Origin of the sequence: Stenotrophomonas maltophilia, assembly GCF_013464915.1 — a bacterium.
GTDB classification, from domain to species: domain Bacteria; phylum Pseudomonadota; class Gammaproteobacteria; order Xanthomonadales; family Xanthomonadaceae; genus Stenotrophomonas; species Stenotrophomonas maltophilia_AT.
The window spans coordinates 38958-64053 of sequence record NZ_RAVT01000044.1 but is presented as its reverse complement, the minus strand read 5'-3'; the positions used below and the strand labels follow the sequence as shown (position 1 = coordinate 64053).

Annotated in this window: 16 protein-coding genes; 9 read left to right on the top strand and 7 right to left on the bottom strand. The window is 67.4% G+C overall.

Annotated features, from left to right (window positions below; translation table 11 throughout):
- Positions 1-89: 89 nt before the first annotated feature.
- The gene (locus D7T59_RS15420; RefSeq protein ID WP_180852685.1) at positions 90-4997 is read left to right on the top strand and encodes an alpha-2-macroglobulin family protein; all 4908 of its coding nucleotides are present in this window, start codon (positions 90-92) and stop codon (positions 4995-4997) included.
- A gap of 49 nt (positions 4998-5046) precedes the next feature.
- The gene (gene pbpC, locus D7T59_RS15415; RefSeq protein ID WP_180852686.1) at positions 5047-7428 is read left to right on the top strand and encodes a penicillin-binding protein 1C; all 2382 of its coding nucleotides are present in this window, start codon (positions 5047-5049) and stop codon (positions 7426-7428) included.
- Positions 7429-7588: 160 nt separating this feature from the next.
- Here pbpC and D7T59_RS15410 read toward each other — a convergent pair whose 3' ends face one another.
- A complete protein-coding gene (locus tag D7T59_RS15410) occupies positions 7589-8164 on the bottom strand; it encodes a ferritin-like domain-containing protein (RefSeq protein ID WP_164137687.1) in 576 nt (191 codons plus the stop codon).
- Positions 8165-8193: 29 nt separating this feature from the next.
- Positions 8194-8676: a peroxiredoxin gene (locus tag D7T59_RS15405; protein WP_099555338.1), complete on the bottom strand. Its 483-nt coding sequence runs from the start codon at positions 8674-8676 to the stop codon at positions 8194-8196.
- A 261-nt stretch (positions 8677-8937) separates the two neighbouring features.
- Between D7T59_RS15405 and D7T59_RS15400 the strand changes: the two genes are divergently transcribed.
- Positions 8938-9828 carry a DnaJ C-terminal domain-containing protein gene (locus D7T59_RS15400; protein ID WP_180852687.1) on the top strand — a complete coding sequence of 297 codons (891 nt, stop codon included), beginning with the start codon at positions 8938-8940 and terminating at the stop codon, positions 9826-9828.
- A gap of 89 nt (positions 9829-9917) precedes the next feature.
- On the opposite strand, the gene pilH is transcribed toward D7T59_RS15400, so the two are convergent.
- Together pilH and D7T59_RS15390 are read right to left on the bottom strand one after the other, a co-directional pair.
- Positions 9918-10289, bottom strand: a complete 372-nt coding sequence (gene pilH / locus D7T59_RS15395) for a twitching motility response regulator PilH (protein WP_005410644.1) — start codon at positions 10287-10289, stop codon at positions 9918-9920.
- An 88-nt stretch (positions 10290-10377) separates the two neighbouring features.
- Entirely contained in the window at positions 10378-11373 is a 996-nt protein-coding gene (locus tag D7T59_RS15390; RefSeq protein ID WP_180852688.1) for a YhdH/YhfP family quinone oxidoreductase, read from the bottom strand.
- A 153-nt stretch (positions 11374-11526) separates the two neighbouring features.
- Here D7T59_RS15390 and hflK point away from each other — a divergent pair, with 153 nt between their 5' ends.
- From hflK to D7T59_RS15365, 5 genes are all read left to right on the top strand, one after another.
- Positions 11527-12660 carry an FtsH protease activity modulator HflK gene (gene hflK / locus D7T59_RS15385; protein WP_164137689.1) on the top strand — a complete coding sequence of 378 codons (1134 nt, stop codon included), beginning with the start codon at positions 11527-11529 and terminating at the stop codon, positions 12658-12660.
- Positions 12657-13520, top strand: coding sequence for a protease modulator HflC (gene hflC / locus D7T59_RS15380; protein WP_010482785.1), 864 nt, complete (start codon positions 12657-12659; stop codon positions 13518-13520). The genes hflK and hflC overlap by 4 nt, the downstream gene beginning before the upstream one ends.
- A gap of 67 nt (positions 13521-13587) precedes the next feature.
- Positions 13588-13773, top strand: coding sequence for a DUF2065 domain-containing protein (locus D7T59_RS15375; RefSeq protein WP_005410640.1), 186 nt, complete (start codon positions 13588-13590; stop codon positions 13771-13773).
- Positions 13774-14133: 360 nt separating this feature from the next.
- Positions 14134-15426 carry an adenylosuccinate synthase gene (locus D7T59_RS15370; protein WP_006463282.1) on the top strand — a complete coding sequence of 431 codons (1293 nt, stop codon included), beginning with the start codon at positions 14134-14136 and terminating at the stop codon, positions 15424-15426.
- Positions 15427-15543: 117 nt separating this feature from the next.
- A complete protein-coding gene (locus tag D7T59_RS15365) occupies positions 15544-16206 on the top strand; it encodes a hypothetical protein (RefSeq protein WP_180852689.1) in 663 nt (220 codons plus the stop codon).
- Here the strand turns inward: D7T59_RS15365 and D7T59_RS15360 are convergent.
- Positions 16136-16792, bottom strand: coding sequence for a M23 family metallopeptidase (locus D7T59_RS15360; RefSeq protein ID WP_180852690.1), 657 nt, complete (start codon positions 16790-16792; stop codon positions 16136-16138). The two genes, D7T59_RS15365 and D7T59_RS15360, sit on opposite strands and share 71 nt — an antisense overlap.
- 4 nt (positions 16793-16796) lie before the next feature.
- Complete coding sequence (locus D7T59_RS15355) at positions 16797-17756, bottom strand: L,D-transpeptidase family protein (RefSeq protein WP_180852691.1); 960 nt, start codon at positions 17754-17756, stop codon at positions 16797-16799.
- Between the two features lie 236 nt (positions 17757-17992).
- On the opposite strand from D7T59_RS15355, the gene D7T59_RS15350 reads away from it, so the two are divergent.
- Complete coding sequence (locus D7T59_RS15350) at positions 17993-20119, top strand: methyl-accepting chemotaxis protein (protein ID WP_164137693.1); 2127 nt, start codon at positions 17993-17995, stop codon at positions 20117-20119.
- Positions 20120-20170: 51 nt separating this feature from the next.
- On the opposite strand, the gene D7T59_RS15345 is transcribed toward D7T59_RS15350, so the two are convergent.
- Positions 20171-25051, bottom strand: a complete 4881-nt coding sequence (locus tag D7T59_RS15345; RefSeq protein WP_180852692.1) for an autotransporter domain-containing protein — start codon at positions 25049-25051, stop codon at positions 20171-20173.
- Positions 25052-25096 lie beyond the last annotated feature (45 nt).

The window sequence follows — 25096 nt, the reverse complement described above, 5'->3', positions numbered from 1 at the left end:
CCACTACCCGCCCTGGGCAATTGCCGAATTCGCGTCAACACCTTGACGCGGCCTGCCTATAATGGCCACCTCGATCAAGGAGTGACGACATGAGCGGTCCGGCACGGCGGAAGCGGTGGGGATGGGCGGCGGCTGTACTGGCAGGAGGCCTGTTGCTGGGCCTGGCCGGCTGCCGCAACGACAGCGGACAGCTGCCCAAGGCCAGCGGTGAAGCCATCACCACCAAGGCCGAGCAGGTGAAGGAGTTCACCCTGCTGCGTGCCTACCCGGACCAGAAGAATGACGGCCTGTCGCTGGCGCTGGAGTTCTCGCGCCCGCTGGTCGGCACCCAGGACTTCGACAAGCTGGTGCGCTTCGAAGAGAAGGTCGGCACCGAAGACAGCAGCTGGACGCTGTCCGATGACGGCCTGACCCTGCGCTACCCGTTCGTCGAGGCCGGCAAGGAGTTCAGCCTGGTGGTCTCGCCGGACCTGCTGGCCGCTGATGGCAGCCGCCTGGGCAAGGAACTGAAGCAGAAGGTGTTCAGCGGCGAGCTGAAGCCGGTGGTCGGCTTCGCCTCGCAGGGCAGCGTGCTGCCGGCCAAGGACAGCCGCGGCCTGCCGGTGGTGTCGGTGAACGTGCCGGAGGTCGATGTCGAGTTCCTGCGCGTGCGCGAGAAGGACCTGCCGACCTTCTTCAGCCAGTACCAGCGCGGCGGCCGCCGCGGCAGCTGGGAACTGAGCAGCGACTACGAGCGCAGCCCGATCAACAAGCTGGCCGAGCCGGTCTACGTCAACCGCTTCATCCTTGGCGGCAAGAAGAACGAGCGGGTCCTGACCTACCTGCCCACCCAGGACATCAAGGAGCTGCAGGAGCCGGGCCTGTACTTCGCCCTGCTCAAGCGCACCGGTGACTACGAGGGCGAGTTCGATACCGCGTTCTTCTCGGTCAGCGACATCGGCCTGCACACCCGCGCCTACAAGGACAAACTGTTCGTGCACACCGCCGGCCTCAAGGACGGCGCGCCGCTGAAGGGCATCGACCTGCGCGTGCTCGATGCCAAGGGCGAGGTGGTGCTGAAGGGCAGCACCGACGGCAATGGCAATGCGCTGCTGAACTACACCCTGGATGCCACCCACGTGCTGGTCGCCAGCAGTGGCAAGGACACCAGCTTCCTGCCGTTCAACCAGCCGGCGCTGGACCTGAGCGAGTTCGCCGTGGCCGGCCGTGACAACGCCTGGTTCGACGTCTATGCCTGGTCCGGGCGCGACCTGTACCGGCCGGGCGAGACCGTGCGCCTGTCCGCGCTGCTGCGCGACAACGACGGCAAGCCGGTGAAGGCTCAACCTGTCTTCCTGCGCCTGAAGCAGCCCGACGGCAAGACCTTCCGCGAGACCCGGCTGCAGCCGGGTGACCAGGGCTACATCAACTTCGAGCAGGTCATTCCCGCCGAGGCGCCGACCGGGCGCTGGCAGGTCGAGTTCCGTACCGACCCGGCCAGCAAGGAGGCGATCCAGGGCATGACCCTGCGCATCGAGGAATTCCTGCCCGAGCGCATGAAGCTGGACCTGGACAGTGCGCAGAAGACGCTGAAGCCGGGCGAGGACCTGCGCCTGCAGGCCAATGGTGCCTACCTGTACGGTGCACCGGCCGACGGCAACCGCTTCACCGCGCGCATGGCGGTAGCCGCCGAGCAGCGGCCGGTGGACGGCCTGCCGGGCTACTTCTTCGGCGACCCGACCCTGCAGTTGCCGCGCGAAGCCAAGGATGTGATCGACACCACGCTGCCGGCCAATGGCCAGCTGCGCGAAGACGTGGCCCTGCCGGAAGAGGCGGCCAAGGCCAAGGCGCCGATCGCCGTGGTGCTGTCCGGCAGCCTGTACGAGACCGGTGGCCGTACGGTTACCCGCACCCTGAAGCGGGTGATGTGGCCGGCCAATGCGCTGGTGGGCGTGCGCCCGCTGTTCAACCCTGAGGACGGCGCCGATTCCAACGGCAACGCGCGCTTCGAACTGATGCGCGTGGATGCTGCCGGTACGCCGCAGCCGGCCAAGGGCCTGAAGATCACCCTGGTGCGCGAACTGCGCGATTACCACTGGACCTTCAACGACAACCGCTGGGACTACGATTTCACCCGCCGCTTCGAGAACAAGGAAACCCGCACCGTCGATGCCGGCAGCAGCGCGGTCGCCTTCGATTTCCCGGTGGAGTGGGGCGAGTACCGGGTGGACGTGTTCGATCCGTCCACTGGCCTGACCAGCCGTTATCCCTTCCGTGCTGGCTGGAGCTGGGGTGATGACAATCGTGGCCTGGACGCGCGCCCTGACAAGATCAAGCTGGGCCTGGACAAGACCGGCTACAAGGCAGGCGACACGCTCGAGGTGACGGTGACCCCGCCGCACGCCGGCAAGGGCATCCTGATGGTCGAGACCGACCGCATGCTGTACGTGCAGGACATCGACGCCAAGCCGGGGTCGACCTTCAGGATTCCGGTCACCGCCGACTGGGAACGCCACGACGTCTATATCACCGCGCTGGTGTTCCGTGGTGGCAGTGCGCCGAGCAAGATCACCCCGGCCCGGGCCGTGGGCGTGGTGCATGTACCGATGGACCGCAAGGGCCGCACCGTGGCGGTCGGCCTGGTTGCGCCCAAGCAGATGCGGCCGGAACAGGACCTGCCGGTGACGGTCAGCGCACCGCAGCTGGCCGGCAAGACCGCACACGTCACCGTCTCGGCGGTGGATGTGGGCATCCTCAACATCACCCGCTTCCCGGTGCCCGATGCCGGCGCGCACTTCTTCGCCCAGCGTCGCCTCGGCATCGATGCCTACGACATCTACAGCCGGGTGATCGAGAGCTTCGACGGCGGCGCCGGCAAGCTGAAGTTCGGCGGCGACATGGCGCTGCAGGCACTTCCGCAGGCCAAGCGCCCGACCGCGCGCGTGCAGACCGTGGACCTGTTCTCCGGCCCGGTGCAGCTCGACGCCAAGGGCATCGCCCGCATCCGCCTGAAGGTGCCGGACTTCAACGGCACGCTGCGGGTGTCGGCGCTGGTCTACAGCGATGACCAGTACGGCAAGCGTGACGTGGAAACCGTGGTGCGCGCGCCGATCCTGGCCGAAGCCAGCATGCCGCGCGTGCTGGCCCCGGGCGATCGCAGCACCGTGACCCTGGACGTGCAGAACTTCACCGGCAAGCCGGGCCAGTTCAACGTGAAGGTGGACACCGAAGGCCCGTTGAACCTGGGCGAGGGCAGCCGCAGCGTGCAGTTGAATGCCGATGCCAAGACCACGCTGAGCTTCCCGTTGTCCGCACGCGAAGGCCACAGCGTGGCCAAGGTGCGGGTGCGCGTGGATGGCAACGGCTTCAAGGCTGACCGCCGCTACGACCTGCCGGTACGTGCGGCGTGGCCGCAGGTGCTGCGTTCGCAGGTGCGCACGCTGGATCCGCTGGCCGCGGTCAGCCTCGACAACAGTCTGACCGAAGGCCTGATGTCCGAGTCGGTGAACGCACGGCTGCTGGTCAGCCCGCTGCCGCCGATTCCGTTCGCCAGCGCACTGCAGGGCGCGCTGAACTACCCCTACGGCTGTGCCGAGCAGACCACCAGCAAGGGCTATGCCGCGCTGATCCTGGACCAGGCGACGTCGTCGATGCTCGGCGCCGATGGCCTGGACGCCAAGGCCCGCCGTGAACGCATGGAAGGTGCGTTCGGGCGCCTGGCGTCGATGCAGGTGGCCAATGGCAACTTCTCGATGTGGGGTGACGACGGCTACGTGAACCCGTGGCTGACGCCGTATGTCACCGAGTTCCTGCTCGATGCCAAGGACGCCGGCTTTGCGGTGCCCGACAACGTGCTGCAGAAGGCACTCAACCGCCTCAGCGAAGACCTGCTGTCCGGTGGCAACCAGTTCTACGGCCAGGATGACCGCGAGAAGCTGACGTTCTCCAACAAGGCGTATTCGGGCTATGTGCTGGCCCGGGTCAACCGCGCACCGCTGGGTACCCTGCGCGCGCTGTACGACAACGAGCGCAGCAAGGCGGTCGGCGGCCTGTCGCTGGTCCACCTGGGCGTGGCGCTGTCGCTGCAGGGCGATGCCAAGCGTGGCCAGGCGGCATTGGCGGCGGCCTTCGCCAAGTCCAGCAGCGAACGCCCGTCGTACTTCGGCGACTACGGCAGTGCGATCCGTGATGACGCGCTGATGATTGCGCTGACCCACGAAAACAAGCTGGCCAAGCCGGCCTGGGATGCACGTGCGGTCGATCTGGGCCGTGGCCTCGATGCGCGCCGCAGTGCCGGCTGGATGTGGTTGAGTACGCAGGAACAGGTGGCGATTGCCCGCCTCGGCAAGGCACTGGCCGCCAACCAGAAAGCACTGGTGGCCGGTGAACTGGTGATCGGTGGCACGACCGAAGCGATCGGCGAACGCAAGCTGTTCGGCCGCAACTTCAGCGCCAGCGAACTGGCCAGCGGCGTGCGCTTCACCCCGCAGGGCCAGCCGCCGATGTTCGCCAGCATCGACGTGGCCGGCATCCCGCGCAGCGCACCGGCGCCGGACAACAGCGTGCTGGGCGTCGAGCGCAGCTACTACGGTACCGATGGCAAGCCGTGGTCGCCGCGCCCGCTGAAGGAAGGCGAAGCACTGATCGTGCGCGTCACCGTCACCGCCGACACCACGATGCCCGATGCACTGCTGACCGACCTGCTGCCGGCCGGCCTGGAGATCGAAAACTTCAACCTGGGCGACGCCAAGCAGTGGGCCGATGTGGTGGTCGATGGCATCACCATCAGCGACCGCGGTGAAGCGGCCGATACCAAGCACGAGGAGTTCCGCGACGACCGCTACGTGGCCGCGCTGAAGCTCTCGCGTGGCAGCAAGGCCAGCGTGTTCTACCTGGTACGCGCGGTGACGCCGGGAACCTACTCGGTGCCGCCGCCGCTGGTGGAGGACATGTACCGGCCGCAGCTGCGTGGCGTCGGCCGCAGCAACCCGACCACGATCACGGTGGTGCAGCCGTGATCCCACGGATGGGCCGCGACGGCGCGGCCCGTCCTGCGGGCACTACGCAATGAAAGACGCAATGAAGACCCGGCTGGCGGCCCTGCGCCGCCGGCTGCGGCCGCTGTGGCCGTGGTTGCGCTGGGGTACGGCCGCCACGCTTGCGCTGCTGCTGGTGCTGGATCTCGCCTTCCCGCCGCCGCTGCCGAAGCAGCGCGATACCAGCACCCTGGTGGTGTCGGCGGACGGTACACCGCTGCGTGCGTTCGCCGATGCCGAGGGCGTTTGGCGCTATCCGGCCTCGATCGACAGCGTCTCGCCGCTGTACCTGCAGGCGTTGCTGACCTACGAGGACCGCTGGTTCTGGAGGCACCCGGGCATCAACCCGCTGGCGATCCTGCGTGCCAGCGGTCAGCTGCTGCGCGGCGGCCGCATCGTGTCCGGTGGCTCGACCCTGACCATGCAGGTCGCGCGCATCCTCGATCCGCACACGCGCACCCCCTGGGGAAAGCTCAAGCAGATGCTGCGCGCGGTACAGCTGGAAGTGCACCTGAGCAAGCGGCAGATCCTGGCCCTGTACCTGGAGCGCGCGCCGTACGGCGGCACCATTGAAGGCGTGGAAGCCGCCAGCTGGGCCTATCTCGGCAAGCCGGCGGCGCAGCTGTCGCATGCCGAGGCCGCGCTGCTGGCGGTACTGCCGCAGGCGCCGAGCCGCCTGCGTCCGGATCGCCATCCGGAAGCGGCACAGAAGGCGCGCGACAAGGTGCTGTCACGCATGGCCGAACTGGGTGCATGGACACCGGAAGAGGTGGAAGACGCGCGCATCGAGAACGTGGTGGCGCGCTCGCTGCGGCCGCCGCTGCACGCCGCACTGCTGGCGCAGCGCCTGCACTCGGCGCACCCGGGCCAGGCACGCATCCAGAGCAGCATCGACATCGGCCTGCAGCGCACGCTGGAAGAACGCGTGGCCAGCTATTTCTCGACGCTGCCGGAGCGCACTTCAGCGGCCCTGCTGGTGGTCGACAACCAGACCCTTCAGGCGCGTGCCTACGTCGGTACGTTGTCCTTTGGCGACCGCCAGCGGCTTGGCCACGTGGACATGGTGCAGGCCTGGCGTTCGCCCGGCTCCACGCTCAAGCCGTTCCTGTATGCAATGGCGCTGGATGATGGCCTGATCCATTCGGAGAGCCTGCTGGTCGATGCTCCGCAGAGTTTCGGCAGCTATCGGCCGGGCAATTTCGATATGGCCTTCAATGGGCCGATCGGCGCCTCCAGCGCATTGCGGCTGTCGCTCAACGTGCCCTCGGTGGACCTGCTGCAGCGGGTCGGGGCCGCCCGCTTCGCCGCGCGGCTGTCGCACGCCGGCATCCAGCTGCGCTTCCCGCCGGGCAGCACGCCCAACCTGTCGCTGATCCTGGGTGGCACCGGCGCGCGCCTGGAAGACCTGGTTGGCGCCTTCGCCGCACTCAACCGCAACGGCATCGCCGGGCGCGTGCGCTACACCGATGACGAGCCGATGATCGAGCGGCGCCTGGCATCGCCGGGTGCCAGCTGGATCGTGCGCGAGATGCTGGAATCGAATCCACGCCCGGGGTACAGCATCGGCACCTTCGATGTCGGTGGCCGCCCGCGCGTGGCGTGGAAGACCGGCACCAGCTATGGCTACCGCGATGCGTGGGCGATCGGCAGTACCCGCCATTACACCGTGGGCGTGTGGGTGGGCCGGCCCGACGGTACGCCGCTGCCGGGGCAGTATGGTGCGGTCACCGCGTTGCCGTTGATGTTCGAGGTGGTGGACAGCCTGCCGCGCCAGCGCGGTGACTCGGCCGCTGCACCGATGCCGGCCAGTGTCAGCCAGGAAGACATCTGCTGGCCGACCGGTGAACGTGCCGAGGGCCTGCCGGCGGCACTGTGCCAGCGACGGATGCCGGCCTACCTGCTGGACGGTGCGGCACCGCCGACCTTCCCCGAGCGCGAGGCGCGGCGCTGGCAGCCGGGTCGGCAACGCTACCTTGCCGATGCGCGTACCGGGCTGCGCGTGTCAGCCGATTGCCGCGCGCCGCACGAGGAAGTCGCGCGCGAGATCGCGCGCTGGCCGGCGTTGCTGTCGCCGTGGCTGTCCAAGGCCACGCGCGAGGCCTCGCAGCTGCCGGCGCTGTCGCCGGACTGCCGTGATGATGGCCGTGAGGCCAGTGTCGCGCTCCACATCGATGGCCTCAATGACGGCGCTGCACTGGCGCGCGCGCCCAATGCGGAGCATGGCGTGCGCCTGCAGCTGCGCGCGCTGGGCAGCGAGCAGGCGGTGGACTGGCTGCTGGACGGTCGCTGGATCGCGCAGACCCACGGTGCGCAGCTGATGCAGCGTGAGTTCGCCGATCCCGGCACGCACACCCTGACGGCGTTGGCGGCCGACGGTGCCTGGACGCAGGTGCGGTTCAACGTGCTGCGGTAGGTGCCGACCTTGGTCGGCACTTCCCGTATGTTTGCCACGCTGTTGTAGAGCCGAGCCCATGCTCGGCTGCTCCTGCGACGTGCATTCAGCGGTAAGCCGAGCATGGGCTCGGCTCTACAACACCGTAGATGGCCGCGAGCCCGTGGCGCTACCGGTTTCACTATTCCCCGATCCACCCATCCAGCAGGTCGGCGAACTCGTCGGCGTGCTCTTCTTCCTGCGCCAGGATCTCTTCAAGGATGCGCTTGGTGGTGGTATCGCGGTCGCCGATGAAGTTGATCATCTCGCGATAGCTGTCGATGGCGATGCGTTCGGCCACCAGGTTTTCGCGGACCATGTCGCGCAGGTCGCTGCCTTCCTTGTACTCGGCGTGCGAGCGCGTGGTCAGCGTGTCCGGGTTGAAGTCGGGCTCTCCGCCGAGCTGGACGATGCGCTCGGCCAGCTTGCCGGCGTGCGCCTGTTCCTGCTGTGCATGCTCGAGGAACTCGGCTTTCACCGCATCGGCCAGCATGCCCTTGGCCATGAAGTAATGCCGGTAGTAGCGCAGCACGCAGACGTACTCGGTGGCCAGGGCGTCGTTGAGCAGCTTGATCACCACCTTGCGGTCGGCGCTGTAGCTGTCGGTGATCGCGCCGTCCTCGATGTTGCGCCGGGCGCGATCACGCAGGGTCTTGCGGTCGCTGATGCCGGGAATCTTCGTGGCGGGCTTGCTGGCTTTGGCTGGCTTGCTGGACATGGCTGGCCGTTTCCTCTTGCGGTTGGTAGTCAGGTGGGCAGGTGCTCCAGCACGTACTCGGCCGAAGACACTTCGAACTGGCCGGGCTGTTCGACCCACGCCGCGCGCACCACGCCATCGACCACGTACAGCGCGAAGCGGCGCGAACGGATGCCCATGCCCGAGGCGCTGGCATCGAGCTCCAGCCCGAGCGCGCGGGTCAGTTCGGCATTGCCGTCGGACAGCATCAGCAGGCCATCGGGCACATTCTGGTCGGCCGCCCACGCCTTCATCACGAACGGGTCGTTGACCGCCACGCAGTAGACGTCGATGCCGCGCTGGCGGAACGCCTGGAACTTCTCGACGTAGCCGGGCAGGTGACGGGCCGAACAGGTCGGGGTGAACGCCCCGGGCACGGCGAACAGGACCACCTTGCGCGCGTCGAACAGCGAATGCGTATCAAGCGTTTCGATGCCCTCGCGGATGCGCTTGAGGGTCACTTCCGGAATACGGTCGCCAACGTGGATGGTCATGGGGAACTCCTTGCAGGGGCAGGCTAGTGGGCCGGATGGGACAGGGGCGTCAAGACATTGGAAAACCCGTGTGCAGGCCCCATCTTCAGGCTTTGCGGCGGGGGCTTCCAGGCACAGCCTGGGGCATCGGGATGGCAGCCGCATTGCGCAGGATCAGTCGGCCTCACCGGGGCCGCACGAGGGGCGGCGTAGCATCGCCGGCGCGTAGAATGAACCTGGGGCGGCGCCACCGGCGCGGCCGAAGCGAATCGAGGTAGCTGGATGGAATTCAAGGATTACTACGCCACCCTGGGGGTGGAACCGAGCGCGGGCGAGGCGGAGATCAAGACCGCCTACCGCCGGCTGGCACGCAAGTACCACCCGGACGTCAGCAAGGAGGCCGGGGCCGAAGACAAGTTCAAGGCGGTCAACGAGGCCTACGAGGCGCTGCGCGACCCCGAAAAGCGCGCGGCCTACGACCAGCTGCGCGCGCAGGGCTATCGCCCGGGCGAGGAGTTCAACGTGCCGCCGAACTACGGCGGTGCCGGTGGTTTCAATTTCGAGGAAGTGTTCGGCGGCGGCGGCCCCAACGGCGGCTTCAGCGACTTCTTCGAAAGCCTGTTCGCGCGCCAGCGCGGTGGCGGAGCCGGTCCGGGACCGGGCTTCAGCAGCCAGGGCCATGCGCCCAACCGCGATACCCGCGCCAAGCTGTCGGTGCCTCTGGAAGCGGCCTACAGCGGCGACAGCCTGCGCATCACCGTCAACGGCAAGCAGCTGGACGTGCGCGTGCCCAAGGGCATCCGGCCGGGCCAGGTGATCCGCCTGGCCGGGCAGGGCAACCATGGCGGCAACCTGCTGCTGGAAGTGGAGTACGCCGCGCACCCGCAGTTCGAGGTCGATGGCCGCAACATTCTCTACACGCTGCCGGTCACGCCGTGGCAGGCGGCGCTGGGTACCAGCCTGAGTGTGCCGACGCTGGGAGGTACGGTGGAACTGAAGATCCCGGCCGATTCCGATGCCGGGCGCAAGCTGCGCCTGCGCGGGCGTGGCCTGCCGGGCAATCCGGACGGCGACCAGATCGTCGAAATCGAGATCGTGGCCCCGGCCGCGACCGACGAGGCGCAGAAGAAGGCSTACCGSAACCTGGCCAASGCSTTCGGCGAAASCATTTGAMGGTAGTGCCGGCCGCTGGCCGGCAACTTCATTACCCYGGACGGTGATGCGTGGTTGCCGGCCAGCGGCCGGCACTACCGGGCGCCGTTTCAGCCCTGGCCGGCGAACACCCGTTCCAGCACCTCGGACAGCTCGTCTTCCGAGAACGGCTTGGTGATGTAGGCCTTGGCGCCCTGGCGCATGCCCCACATGCGGTCGGTGTCCTGGTCCTTGGTGGTCACCAGGATCACCGGGATGTGCCGGGTGGCCTCGTCGCGGGCAAGGGTGCGGGTGGCCTGGAAACCGTTGAGGTTGGGCATCACCACGTCCATCAGGACCAGGTCGGGCAGCTCGGCCTTGGCGGTTTCGACCCCGGCGGCGCCATCGGTGGCGGTCAGGATCTGGTGCCCGAGCTTCTCGACGATGCGCTGTATCCCCAACAGCTGCGACGGTGAGTCGTCGACGATCAGAATGCGTGCCATGTTGTTCCCCATGTAATGCCCGCAGTGTAGTGCGGGCACATTACCGGCGGGAGGGCAGCGCCTGCCGTCCGTCGCCTGCCTGCGACGTTCAGTCGATCCGCACCACGGTGCGGCCCAGCGAGCCGCCGGCCAGCATCCGCTCGAACACGGCGGGCAGGCCATCCAGGCCGACTTCGGCAGTGCAGATGCGCTCCAGGTGCTGCGGCTTCCAGTCGCTTCCCAGTCGCGCCCATACTTCTTTCCGCAGCCCGCGCGGTGCATTGGCCGAAGACACGCCCAGCAGCGAGACGCCGCGCAGGATGAACGGCATCACCGTCATGTCCAGCGTCGGGCTGGCGGCCAGGCCGGCACTGACCACGCTGCCGTAGGGCACGGTCTGCGCCAGCAGGCTGGCCAGCATGTCGCCTCCGGCATTGTCGAGGCCACCGCCGAAGCGGGCTGACTGCAGTGGGCCGGTGTCGGAGAGCGCCTCGCGCGGCAGTACCTCGGTGGCGCCGATGCTGCGCAGGAAATCGGCCTGGTCCGGCTTGCCGCTGACCGCGTGCACGCTGTAGCCGGCACGGCTGAAGATCGACAGCGCCAACGCACCGACGCCGCCGCTCGCGCCTGTAACCGCCAGCGGGCCGAGTTCCGGGGTCTGCCGGTTGTCCTGCATGCGCAGCAGGGCCAGCGCCGCAGTGAAGCCGGCGGTGCCCAGCACCATTGCCTCGCGCGGGGTCAGCCCGGCCGGCTGGGCGATCACCGCGCGCGATTCCAGCCGCACGTACTGGCTGTAGCCGCCATCACGGGTCTCGCTGAGGCCGCAGCCGGTGGCCAGCACCGCGTCGCCTTCACGCCAGTCCGGGTCGGTGCTGGCGACCACGGTGCCGGCCACGTCGATGCCGCCCACCAGCGGGAAACGGCGCAGGATCTTCCCCTTGCCGGTACCGGCCAGCGCGTCCTTGTAGTTGACCGAGGACCAGTGGGCGCGGATCAGCACCTGGCCGGGGCTGAGGTCGTCCACGCCCAGCTGGGCCAGGCCGCTGCGGTAGCCGGCGTCGTCATTTTCGATGCGGAAGGCGGTGAACGGGGTGGTGGGGACCATCGGCGCTGCCTGACTTCGAGGAAAACGCCACCTTACCCCGTTGCCCCCCTTTCGATCCTGCCGATCCGCCCCATCTTGTATGATCGGTAATGGTTTCACGGCTGGCGCCGCGGGAAGGGCCCGCGCCGCAGCCCACATCTTGATGGAGCGTGCATGGCCTGGAATACACCCGGCGGCAACAAGGGCGGACAAGGCCCCGAGGACAATCGACGCGGGCCCTTCGGGTCGCGCGGCGGTGGCAATGGTGGTGGCTGGGGCGGATTGCCCGGGCCGCTGAAGGACCTGTTCGACGGCGGCATCGTGCGTTGGGTGGTGGCGGCCGTGGTGCTGCTGGTGCTGTTCTCCAGCTTCCAGCTGATCGGCGAACAGCAGCGCGGCGTGGTGCTGCGCTTCGGCCAGTTCTCGCGCATCCTGCAGCCCGGCCCGAACTTCAAGCTGCCGTGGCCGATTGAGTCTGTCACCAAGGTCAACGCCACCGAGATCAAGACCTTCTCGATCCAGGTGCCGGTGCTGACCCGTGACGAGAACATCGTCAACGTCTCGCTGAACGTCCAGTACCGCATCGACGACCCGCAGACCTACCTGTTCGGTACCTTCAACGCCGACCAGGTGCTGGAGCAGTCTGCGCAGAGCGCGGTGCGCGAGGAAGTCGGCCGCGCCGACCTCAATTCGGTCCTGAACAACCGTGGCCCGCTGGCCGTGGCGGCGGAAGAGCGCCTGCAGGCGCTGCTGAAGGCGTTCAAGACCGGCCTGACCGTGACCGGCCTGACCCTGCAGGACGCCCGTCCGCCGGAAGAAGTGAAGCCGGCCTTCGACGAGGTCAACGGCGCCCAGCAGGTCAAGGAGCGCCTGATCAACGAAGCCCAGGCCTACGCCGCCAAGGTCGTGCCGGAAGCCCGAGGCCAGGCCTCGCGCGCCCGTACCACCGCCGAAGGCTACAAGCAGGCCGTGGTGTCCAAGGCCGAGGGTGACGCGCAGCGCTTCAGCCTGTTGCAGGCCCAGTACAAGGACGCCCCGGAAGTGACCCGCAAGCGCCTGTGGCTGGAGACCGTGCAGCAGGTGCTGAGCGAGAACCGCAAGGTGATTGGTGGTGATGGCCGCCAGCTGATCTACGTGCCGATGACCGGCGATACCCGTCCCACCACCTCGGCCCCGGCCGCAGTGGCGAACCCGGACGTGGTGATGCCGTCGCTGCCGGGTGCAGCGGTGGAAGCTTCCCGTGATCCGGGCCGGCCGGTGGGCCGCCCGACCGGGCGACCGAGCGGCCGTGAGGAGGGCAGCCGATGAAGAGTCCTATCTGGATCGCCGTGATCGTGGCGGTGGTGCTGGGCCTGCTCGGCTCGGTGTACGTGGTCCGTGAGGACCAGACCGCCATGGTGCTGAACCTGGGCAAGGTGGTGCGTTCGGACATCAAGCCGGGCCTGCACTTCAAGGTGCCGGTGGTGGAAACGGTGAAGGTCTTCGACCGCCGCTTCCAGGTGCTCGACACCGCGCCGGCGCGCTACTTCACCGCCGAGCAGAAGGACGTCAGCGTCGACTTCTTCGCCATCGGCTACATCTCCAACGTGGGTGACTACTTCCGTGCCACCGGCGGCGATCCGCGCATCGCCAACGCCCGCCTGGCGCCGATCATCACCGACTCGCTGCGCAACCAGATCAACTCGCGCACCCTGCAGCAGCTGGTGTCCGGCGACCGCAGCGAGCTGATCGCCGAGCAGCTGAAGGGGATCAACGAAGCCGTGGCCGGCCTGGGCATGCAGATGATCGACCTGCGCATCAAGCAGGTGGACCTGCCCACCGACAGCCAGGTGATCAACGACGTGTACGAGCGCATGCGCGCCCAGCGCAAGCAGGAAGCCGCCAAGCTGCGCGCCGAAGGCGAGGAGCAGTCGCTGACCATCCGCGCCCAGGCCGACCGTGACAGCACCGTGCTGATCGCTGAGGCCGAGCGTGATGCACAGCGCCTGCGCGGTGAAGGCGATGCCGATGCCGCCCGCATCTACGGCAAGGCCGGCTCGGCCGATCCGTCGTTCTACGCGTTCTACCGCAGCCTGGAGGCCTACCGTGGCTCCATGACCGACGGCAACGGCGTGATCGTGCTGGACAAGAACGACCCGTTCCTGCAGTACCTGAAGAACGACCGCTGAGGTCGCAGGGCATTACCCCACGGGGCCCGGCTGAACGCCGGGCCCCGTGCTTTTTCCGGAGTCCCCCATGAAAGATCTGTTCGCCGCCGTCTGCCTGGTGGCGGTGCTGGAAGGCCTGTTCCTGTTCGTCGCGCCGTTTGCCTGGAAGCGCATGGCCGAGCGCCTGCTGGACCTGCCCAGCCCGGCCCTGCGCAGCTTCGGTGGGCTGGTGCTGCTGGCCGGCCTGAGCCTGCTGTGGTGGGCCCGGCATTGAAAGGGTAGTGCCGGCCGCTGGCCGGCAACCTGGGATTGCCCACCAGCGGCCGCCTGCGTTCACATGCGTGGCCCGGCTCTGGTAGATGCCAACCTTGGTTGGCATTGCCGGCCAGCGGCCGGCACGACAGAGCGGGGCGCCTGACCGGCCGGTGAAGCCGCCCGTCGGAAAGGTGGCACCGGACCCCGGAAACCCGGATAATGCACAAAAGCCGGACGGGCCTCCCCGTTCGGCTTTTTCCGTGTCTGGGCCTTCCATCGCCGGCGCTCCCCGTTTGGAGCCGCCATCCAGGTGCTGGCCAGCCCTGCCACGGTTTACCCGTCCGCGGCCCCGATGGCCGCAACATATGAGGAGCCCGTCATGGGTCAGTCTGTCGTAGTGCTTGGTGCCCAGTGGGGCGATGAAGGCAAGGGCAAGATCGTCGATCTGCTCACTGAGGAAATCGGCGCCGTCGTGCGCTTCCAGGGCGGCCACAATGCCGGCCACACCCTGGTCATCAACGGCAAGAAGACCGTCCTGCACCTGATCCCGTCGGGCATCCTGCGTGACGATGCGCTGTGCCTGATCGGCAACGGCGTGGTGATCTCGCCGGCTGCGCTGCAGAAGGAAATCGCCGAGCTGGAAGCCTCCGGCGTGGAAGTGCGTTCGCGCCTGAAGATCTCCCCGGCCGCGCCGCTGATCATGCCGTACCACATCGCCCTGGACCAGGCGCGCGAACGCGCTGCCGGCGGCAAGGCGATCGGCACCACCGGCCGTGGCATCGGTCCGGCCTACGAAGACAAGGTGGCGCGCCGCGGCATCCGCATCGCCGACCTGCATTACCCCAAGCAGCTGGAAGAGCTGCTGCGCACCGCGCTGGATTACCACAACTTCGTGCTGACCAAGTATCTGAACACCGATGCGGTCGATTTCCAGAAGACCTTCGACGAAGCGCTGGCCTTCGGCGAGTACGTGCAGCCGATGAAGTCCGACGTGGCCGGCATCCTGCACGACCTGCGCAAGCAGGGTAAGCGCGTGCTGTTCGAAGGCGCGCAGGGCGCGCTGCTGGACATCGACCACGGCACCTACCCGTACGTCACCAGCTCCAACACCACCGTCGGTGGTGCGCTGGCCGGTTCCGGCGTCGGCGCCGATTCGATCGACTACGTGCTGGGCATCGCCAAGGCCTACGCCACCCGCGTCGGCGGCGGCCCGTTCCCGACCGAGCTGGACGACGAAGTCGGCCAGGGCATCCGTGACCGTGGCGCCGAGTACGGTGCCTCGACCGGTCGCCCGCGTCGCTGCGGCTGGATGGACATCGTCGCGCTGAAGCGCGCCGTGGCCATCAACGGCATCAGCGGCCTGTGCATCACCAAGCTGGACGTGCTGGATGGCATGGAAAAGCTGAAGGTCTGCATCGCCTACGAATACAACGGCAAGCGCACCGAGTACGCGCCGCTGGACGCGCAGGGCTGGGAAGACTGCACCCCGGTGTACCTGGAGTTCCCGGGCTGGAGCGAGAACACCCACGGCATCACCAACTGGGACGAGCTGCCGCCGGCCGCCCGTGCCTACCTGCGTTCGCTGGAAGAGCTGGCCGGTTGCCCGATCAGCATCGTCTCCACCGGCCCGGACCGCGACCACACCATGGTCCTGCAGGATCCGTTCGCCTGAGGTAGCGCCGGGCGCTGCCCGGCGTAGGTGACAGGAAAAGCCCCGCGCAAGCGGGGCTTTTTCGTTACTGTGTCGCCAGGGCCAGCGGGGAAGCGACGCGATGACCAGGATGTCAGCGTGAAGGGCACGAAGGTGATACGGATCACCCTGTGGGTGTTGTGGAGCCTGTGGGGCATCGCCTGCGCGGTTCTGGCGCTCGGCGCCATCGCCAACCATCTGGCCTCGCGTACCCAGTCCCTGCCGTTGCTGCTGAGCCCAGGCGCGACAGCCGAGATGACGGTCTACCGCTTCATCGATGACCAGCTGCGGCTGCGACTGCGGTATGCCGCAGACGGTACTGAGGCTGACCCTGAAGTGCTGCTGCGCATCGACACTCCCACCGATCATGGAGACTTCCGCGCAGGAGAGCGTTCGGGAGTGGACGGGCAGGGCATCAACCGCAGGCTGGCATCGGTTGAATCCGGCGGCCTCATGGCGTCCTACTTTGGATATGGCCGCGGCGATGCATTGCCACGCGGACGCTCATGGCTGCGGGTCACCGTACTGGAGGTGGACCCGGCGCTGGTGGGGCACGCGGCAGACATCGAGCTGCAGCCACCGCTGGATCTGCTGAAGCTGACCGACCTGGACTACGTGTGGTTGTGGCCGTTCTTCTTCTGGAAGGTGGCGGCGATGTTCCTGCTGATTCCGGGGGGCGCGTTGGCTGTCTTTACTCTGGCGTTACGGCGCTGGCAGCGCCGGGCACCAGTACCTTCGACTTCAGCAGAGGGTAGGGATTGATCGATTCCCCCTTCCACCACTGCTTCTCCGGCCCCAGCACGTGCACTTCGAAATGCAGGTGCGGGGCCTCCGCACTGGCATTGCCGGTGCTGCCTACATAACCGATCACATCGCCGCGCCTTATCACCTGTTTCTCGGCCAGGCCATCGGCATAGCGCTGCAGGTGCGCGTAGTAGTAGCACCAGCGTCCGCTGGGCTCGAACTGGTAGATCGTCAGCCCACCGCGCTTGCTGTCGAACAGCTTTTCCACCGTGCCATCGGCGACGGCCAGCACCGGCGTCCCGGCATTGGCCATGATGTCGATCGCATCGTGCACGCGTCCTTCGCTGCGGGCATCGGTGAAGGTGTCGCGCAGCTGCGAGGGCAGTACGCCCTGCACCGGCAGCAGCAGACCGCCTGGTGCCAGGTCGACGCTGGCTGGCAGCGGCGCGCGCGCTGTGGCCGCTTCGGCCGCCGGCGTTGCCATCACGGCGAGCGGCATTGCAGGCGAAGACGCCGCCGTGGGTTCAGCGGCATCGCGGCGCAGCCACCAGCCTGCACCCAGTCCCAGCAGAACGCCCAGCACGATCAGCTGCGAAAGACGCATCGGCTTACTCCTGCATCACCACGGGGACGGAGGTATCCACGGCATCGGCCACGCGCAGCGCGTCCCAGTTGGTCATGCGCACGCAGCCATGCGATTCGGTCTTGCCGACATGGCCGGGTACAGGCGTGCCGTGCAGGCCGTAATGCGGCTTGGAGAGGTCGATCCAGACCCGGCCGACCGGATTGTTCGGGCCCGGCGGCAGCGTGGCCTTCTTCTCGCCCTTGCGCGCATCCCAGAACAGCTTGGGGTTGTAGTGGAACGGCGGGTCGCGATACACGCCGAAGATCTTCCATTCACCGATCGGCAGCGGATCATGCTGGCTGCCCGAGGACACCGGCACCTGCGCGATCACCTTGCCCTGCGCATCCAGCAACTGCAGGGTGGAGTCGGATTTGTCGACCACGATCTTTGCCGCCTTCGGCAATGCCGCCGGTGCGATGTTGGGTACCTGGATGCGATTGCCGGCCTTGGCCAGATCGACGCCTGGGTTGAGCGCCTTCAGCAATGCCGGCGAAGCATGGAAACGCTCGCCCAGTGATTCCTCGACGCTGCTGTAGCCCAGCGCTTTCAGCTTTGCCTGCGCGGCAGGCGCCTTCGGGACGGCGATGAACGGCCCGGCCACATCCTCGGCGGTCAGCGTGTAGCTGGCCAGTGGCACGACCGTATCGGCCTGCAGGGCCTTCCAGGTGCTGTCATCCAGCTCTCCGCCCACTGTCAGGCCGTGGGCCGCCTGGAAGCCTGCCACGGCCCGGCGCTGATTGCTGCCGATTTCACCGTCGATCTCGCCCGGGGAGAAATTGGCGCGATCCAGAAGCACCTGGGCGTGCAGCGGCGAGCGCGCCGCGGTATCGGGTCCGGCCTTCTCGGCAATGGGCTCCGGCAGCTGGGCCGGCGGCGGCACCTGCGCGAAGGCGGGGCACACCAGCAGGGACAGGACGAGCAGGGCGGGGCGGCGTATGGGCATGGAGGACTCCGGCAGATGGCAGCTCCACCCTGCCCGCAGGGGCTGCGCAGCTCCCGTGAAAGCAACCTGATGCCGGCATGAGCAGGGCGGCCCTGGCGTGGCCCGGGCCCTTGTCGCAGAAGAGCCGTACGTGACATCACCAAGGTGAACGGCCGCCGACGCCCGTGCGTGTTGCCGATCAAGAATGCAGGTGGCGCGGCCGATAGGGGCGCATCCCCCCCGTTTTGGATGTACCGATGAACTACTTGAGGAACGTCAGGGTTGCCTGGCGTCTTGGGCTGGGCTTTGGCCTGCTGTTGTTGCTGGTTGCCGCCGTGGTGGCCACCGGCGCCACCGCCAGTGTCGTGCAGAAGCGTGCGATGCAGCAGGTGGTCGATGTCAGCGTGGCCAAGGTGCGCCTGCTGTCGCAGATGCTCGATGCCAACAACCAGATGATGGTGGTGCGCCGCGAAATGCTGATCCGCCAGGGCGATGACCGCGGCCACGATGAGCAGCGCATCGCCGATCTGGTCAAGCGCTACGAGGCCAGCTGGAGCGCCTACCAGGCGCTGCCCAGCGACGCCGACGGCAAGGCCATCGCGGAAACCATCGCCGCCAAGCGTGCCGTCGCGCGCCCGCTCAACAAGCAGACCAGCGAACTGATGGAGCAGGGCGACTACCCGGGCGCCGTGGCGCTGACCCTGGGCCCGGTGCAGGAAGCGGCCAATGGCTGGAACAAGGCACTGTCCGATGGCGTGGACTTTGAAGAGAAGGAAAGCCGCACCGCTGCTGCCGAAGCGATCCGCCTCGGCGAGCGCAGCCTGCTGCAGCTGCTGGTGCTGGGCGGCGTGGCACTGCTGGTCGGCATCGGTGCCTCGGTGATGATCGGCCGCAGCCTGACCGGCCCGTTGGCCCGCGCGGTGAACCTGGCCGAGCGCCTGTCCAAGGGACAGCTGGACCAGGAGTTCCGCCTGGGTGGCCGCGATGAACTGACCCAGCTGGGTGAAGCCATGGCCAGCGTTCGCCAGAGCGTGCAAGCGGCGATCGGCGCGCAGCTGCAGATGGCAGAGCAGCATGAGGCGGGCGCGATCCGCTATCGCATGGACGTCACCGCGTTCCCCGGTGACTTCGGCCGCATGGTGCAGGCCACCAACAGCCTGGTCGAATCGCACGTGCAGGTGGAGCTGCTGATGGCCGAGGTGATGCAGCGCTACGCCATCGGTGACCTCAGCCGTGACCTGCCGGACTACCCGGGCGAGAAGGGCACGCTGACCCGCACCCTGGCGGCGGTGAAGCAGAGCTTGATGGCGATCAACGCGCAGATTGACGAACTGGCCCGCGCCGCTCGCGCCGGTGATTTCAGCATGCGTGGCGATGCCGCTGCGTTCCAGTACCAGTTCAAGGCGATGGTCGAGCACCTCAACGGCATGATGGCCAGTTCGCAGGCCAGCATCGCCGATGTCTCCGATGTGCTGCGTGCAATCTCGCACGGTGATCTGACCGCGCGCATGGACGGCGAGTACGACGGCGTGTTCGCGCGCATGCGTGACGACGCCAACACCACCACCGCGCAGCTGACCGGTATCGTTCGGGGCATCCAGGTGGCCGCCGACAGCATCAACAACGCGGCGCAGGAACTGGCCGCCGGCAACAACGACCTGTCGCGCCGCACCGAGCAGCAGGCCGCCAATCTGGAAGAAGCGGCCGCATCGATGGAGGAACTGACCTCCACCGTGCGCCAGAATGCCGAGCTGGCCCGCCAGGCCGACAGCGAAGCGCATGCGGCCGGTGCCGCCGTGCGCGAGACCGAGCAGGCGATGGCACAGATGGCATCGGTGATGGGCGAGATCGATCAGTCCTCGGCACGCATTTCGGAGATCTCCACGGTGATCGACGGCATCGCGTTCCAGACCAACATCCTGGCGCTGAACGCTGCGGTTGAAGCGGCGCGTGCCGGTGAGCAGGGGCGTGGCTTTGCCGTGGTCGCCAGCGAAGTGCGCACGCTCGCGCAGCGCGCCGGCGTGGCCGCCAAGGAGATCAAGGAGCTGATCGAAGACGCCGCGGCCAAGGTGAAGAGTGGCCTGGCGGTGACCGTTGAATCGGAAGCCGCGATCGCGCGCGTGGCCCAGGCAAGTTCGCGCACCACCCAGCTGATGAGCGACATCGCAGCGGCCAGCAAGGAACAGGCCGCCGGCATCGAGCAGGTCAACCAGGTGGTGGTGCAGATGGACCAGGTGACCCAGCAGAACGCCGCACTGGTGGAGGAGGCCACCGCTGCCAGCCGCGCGCTGGAAGAACAGGCGCATGCACTGACCACGTCGGTGGCGGTGTTCAAGGTGGAGCAGGGCGTGCATGCTCCGTACGCTGGAGCGCGAGCTGCTTGAGTAGATACACGCCAGCCCTGTCCGGGGCTGGCGTGTCCTTGCTTCGCTGTCTCAGCGAGGTGCGGCGCTGGCCTGCGGCGGGCAACGGCGCGGATTGCAGCGCTGTCTGCCATCCTCGTTGTTGCCCATTGCGCCGGTTCCCGAGGCGCCGCCTGCCGCACCGTAGCCGAGTCGCAGCCCGATGCTGGTGGCACGGCTGGAACCCCGGGTCTGTTCGTGGCCCAGCAGCAGTGACATGAACCAGCCTTGCTGCAGACGCACGTCCATGCCGGCCGCGATCGACAACGCGTGATCGTTGTAGCTCTGCATGCGCAGCTGGTAGTCCTGTGCGCGTGGGCCCACCACGTAGTTCAGATAGGCGTCGCCCTTGTCGTCGAGTGCCTGCCGATACTCGATGCTCCAGAACGGGCGCACGCGGGCCTCAGGGTCGGAAGACAAATACGCGCCTTCCAGGCCCAGCGCTACTGCGCTGTTGCGGACTGTCTGCTCGCGATAGACCAGGTCGTACAGGCCTGCGCCGTTCTCGCGATAGCTGTCCAGCGTGCTGCGGCTGGCCTCGATGCGGCCGTAGCCGGTCAGCGTCATGCCCGCATTGCGGTGCTCGTAGCCCATGGCCAGCGAACCGAACCACTGGTCGCCATCACGCTTGCCCTGCGCAAAGGCGCTGGCATCGCTGCTCCAGCGGCGGGTGTCGAAATCCAGCGAGCCGGTGGCGAGGACGCCATCAACGAACAGATGCTCACCCCCGCGCCACAGGCCGTAGGCGGCCAGCGAGCGTTGGTCGGACTTCACCCGCGCGTCGCTGCCGTCCATGTCGCTGTTGTTGCGGCCCAGGCTGCCGGCCACGCCAAACAGGAACTGCCTGCCGAACGCACGGTCCACACCGATGGTCAGGCCGTCGGTGCGGAAGTCGTAACTGCTGTGGCCGGCGCCGGTGCCGTAGCTGGCACTGCCCGAGGCCCACATGCCCCAACCGGCGGGCAGCGAGGGCAGTGCGGCGTCACCCAGTCTCGACATCGGCACGGACAGCGAGGGCAGGTCCTTGCTGCCGGCATAGCTCAGCGACAGCTGGTTGCTGGAGGCATTGCCGCCACCGCGGACCTGGCGCAGACGATCACGGATGTTGGCCTGCTGCGCACTGGCGAAGCGCACGCTGGCATCCACCTGTGCCTGCAGAGTGGCGACCACCCCCGGGTCGCGGGTGGGGTCCGGGCGCTGGCTGACCACCAGCCGCAGTTGCGCGCTGCCGGCAGCGAAGCCGCCGCTGGCCGCCTGGGTGACTGTGATGATCGCCACGCCTTCGCCGACCAGGGTGACGGTGCGTCCCTGCACGCTGGCGACGCTGGTATCGCTGCTGCTGAAGCTGAAGGCGCCACGGCTCGGGCTCTGCGGGTCTGCCAGTTCAAAGGCTGCTTCGCCGAACACCTTGCGCAGCTCCTGCGGCCACTGCAGGACAGGAACTGCGGCGCTGATCTCCACGTCCAGTGTCGCCTGCGCTGCTGCCAGGTACTGCGTATTGCCGGCCTGGTTGGCGGTCAGGCTGCAGCGTCCCGCACTGAGCATGACCACGCTGCTGCCTTCGACGCGGCATGCCGTCGGCGTGGTGGTGGCGAACACCAACGGGTTGCCCGAGGCGCCGCCGTTGGCGGAAACGCTGAAGCGTCCGTCAATGCTGTAGACCGGAGCGCTGGGATTGGCGAGGAACGCACTGATCTGCTGCGTCGCCTCCAGCACCTGCAGGGTATAGGCCTGATCGGCGCTGAAGTTGTTGGCGTCGGTGACCGTCACGGTGAAGGCGTAGCTTCCCGCGCCCTGTGGAGTGCCAGAGAACGTGCCATCGCTGCCCAGTGCCAGTCCGCTCGGCAATGCACCTGCACTGACGGCGAAGCGGTACGGTGCGGCACCGCCGGAGACCTGCAGGCGCTGGCTGTAGCCCGTTGCCGTGGAGGACTGCGGCAGGCTGGACAAGGCAAACGCCAACTGCGGCGCGTTGACCACCAGTGAGTAGGGCGTGTCCTTGCTCATCGGGCCATCGCCGCTGCTGCTGTCGGTCACGCGGATGCTGAAAGTGTAGGTGCCGGCCGTGGTGGGGGCGCCGCCGAACACGCCGGCCTGGCTCAGCGACAGGCCGGGCGGCAGGCTGCCGATCACCTGGTAGCCGTAAGGCGCGGCACCACCGCTGGTGGACAGCGTCGGCGTGTATGCGGTACCTGCGGTTGCCGCAGCCAGGCTGGTGGGGGTGGTCTGCAGTGCTGGCGGGGACACGGTGATGCTGACAGTCACTGTTGCCGACGTCGTGTTGCCATCACTGGCCTGGTAGCTGAAAGCATCCGCACCGTAGTAGCCGGTCGTCGGGGTGTAGCTGACCGAGGTTCCGCTGGCAACGGCCTGTCCATGCTGCGGCGTGCCGATGATGGAAACGGTGGTGGGGATGCCGCTGATCGTCAGCGGCACGACGCTCGCGGTGTTGTATGGGACCGTCGCATTGGACGGGGAGGCGACGATCGCATCGGCGACAACTGCCGCGTTCGATGCAGCCGATGCCGCGCCGGTACCGGCGCTGTTGGTGGCCGTCACCGTAAACGTGTACGACTGGCCGACGGTCAGGCCGCTGACCGTTATCGGCGAGTTTGCGCCGGTGCCGGTCAGGCCGCCAGGAATCGAGGTGGCGGTGTAGCCGGTGATCGCCGAACCTCCCGAGCCGGCGGGGGGAGTGAAGATGATCCTGATCTGACCGGTGCCGGACGGGGTCGCGGTGACGCTGGTCGGCGCGCCAGGTACCAGCGCGTTGACGATGAACGTCTGGCTGACCTGTGGTGCGGGCAGGAATGCACCGTTGCCGGCCTGGTTGGCATTGATCGCGCAGCTGCCCGCTGCAACGAAGGTCAGTTGCCCGCCGCTGGTGATGGTGCAGACCTGGGTTGTCGATGATGTGAACGTGACGGGCAGGCCCGAGCTGGATGTTGCGGTCAGCGTCGGGCTGGTGCCGTAGTTCTGCGCGCCCGGGTTGTTGAAGGTGATGGTCTGTACAGACGCCGGAGTGATGGCATTGGAGGCAGCCGACGCGGAGCCGGTTCCGGCGCTGTTGGTCGCGGTGGCGGTGAAGGTGTACGCGATGCCATTGGTCAGGCCGGTGACGATGATCGGCGAGCCGCTGCCCGAGCCGGTCAGTCCTCCGGGATTGGAGGTCACGGTGTAGCCGGTGATGCTGCCGCCGCCATTGCTGGCCGGCGCAGTGAAGGTCACCGACGCCTGACTGTTTCCAGCGGTCGCGCTGCCGATCGTCGGTGCGCCGGGCACGACCGCGACGACGGTGAACGTCTGGGAAACCGTCGTTGCGGACTCATGCATGCCGTCGCCGGCCTGGTCGGCAAGGACAGTGCAGCTGCCGCTGGAGAGAAAGGTCAACGTGCCGCCTGACGTAATCGTGCACACGCCGGTGGTGGACGACGAGAAGGTGACCGGCAACCCGGAGCTGCTGGTGGCGGTCAGCGTCGGGACGGTGCCGAAGTTCTGCGTGCCCGGGTTGGCAAAGGTGATGGTCTGTGCGGCCTTGGGTGTTACCGCGTTCGAAGCGGCCGACGCTGCGCTGGTGCCGATGGCGTTGGTTGCGGTGACGGTGAAGGTATAGGCCGTGCCGTTGCTCAGGCCGGTGACGAGGATTGGCGAGGAGGCGCCCGATGCGACCAGGTTGCCTGGCGAGGAGGTGACGGTGTAGCCGGTAATGGTAGAACCGCCGTTACTTGCGGGAGCACTGAACTGCACGCTGGCCGAGGCTTGTCCCGCCGTCACGCTGCCGATCGACGGGGCAGCAGGTGCAACAGCGTTGACTGCGAATGAGTGGCCTATGACAGGTGCTGCGTTCCAGCCGCTGTTTCCGGGTTGGCTTGCATCGATGGCGCAGGTGCCGGCGCTGATGAAGGTGAGGGTGCCGTTGCTGGTGATGGTGCAGACATTGGTTGTCGTGGAGGCAAAGACCACCGCAAGTCCCGAACTGGCCGAGGCGGTGAGTGTCGGCGATGTACCGAACATCTGTGGGCCTGGATCGGCGAACGTCAGGGTCTGGTCGCCCTTGGGGGTGACTGCGACGGACGCGGCCGAAGAAGGGCTCGTGCCTGCCGAATTTGTTGCCGTGATCGTGAAGGTGTATGCGGTACCGTTGGTCAACCCGGTGACCACCAGCGGCGACACGGTGCCACTGGCGGAGTGGCCCCCCGGAGCCGATGTGGCGGTGTAGCTGGTGACAGGCGCGCCGCCATTGTCTGCCGGTGGCGTGAAGTTGATCGACACCTGTGCATTTCCTGCGCTGGCGCTGTCTATCGTCGGTGCAGCAGGCCTGTCCGGCAGCGGGACAGGGTCCACGACGATATCGTTGATCGTATGCCAGCTGATCGCGCCGCTGGTGGTATAGAACCGCACCTCATCGACGTTGGTGAAGCTGGGTAGATTGACCGTCTGCGAAAGATATCCTGCCCGGTAGGCATCAAACGAGCTGGATGCCACCGGCTGGCCATTGCGCAGGCCTTGCACGGTGATGGACGTGCTCGATGTCTCGCCCCAGTTGTAATAGCGGAACGAGGTCAACTGGAATTCCTTGCCGTCCGCTGAGCGCATCGACATCCCACGATAGCCATCGGAGAGCGCCGCGTCGGTCAGCCCATTGAAACTGTCGTTGACGGAGAGTTCAAGCGACGACCTCCATCCGATCAACCCGGCAGGCGTGCCGTTGCTGTCGGAGATGTTGCCGATCTGGAGGGTGAGGCCGGGAACTGGACTGGACCCGCCCTGGCCGCTGAGGGCGACAGGTCCGCCCAACCCTGCGTTGCTGGTGAACTGCAGCGTGACTGGCGCAGCCAGGGCCGGCAGGCTCAAGACAAACAGCAGCAGGAACGCCGCCCGCAACAGCGGACGGACAAGATTTCGTGCGGACATGCGATCCCCCTGATCAATCCACGAATGTCAGCCACCGCACTGCGC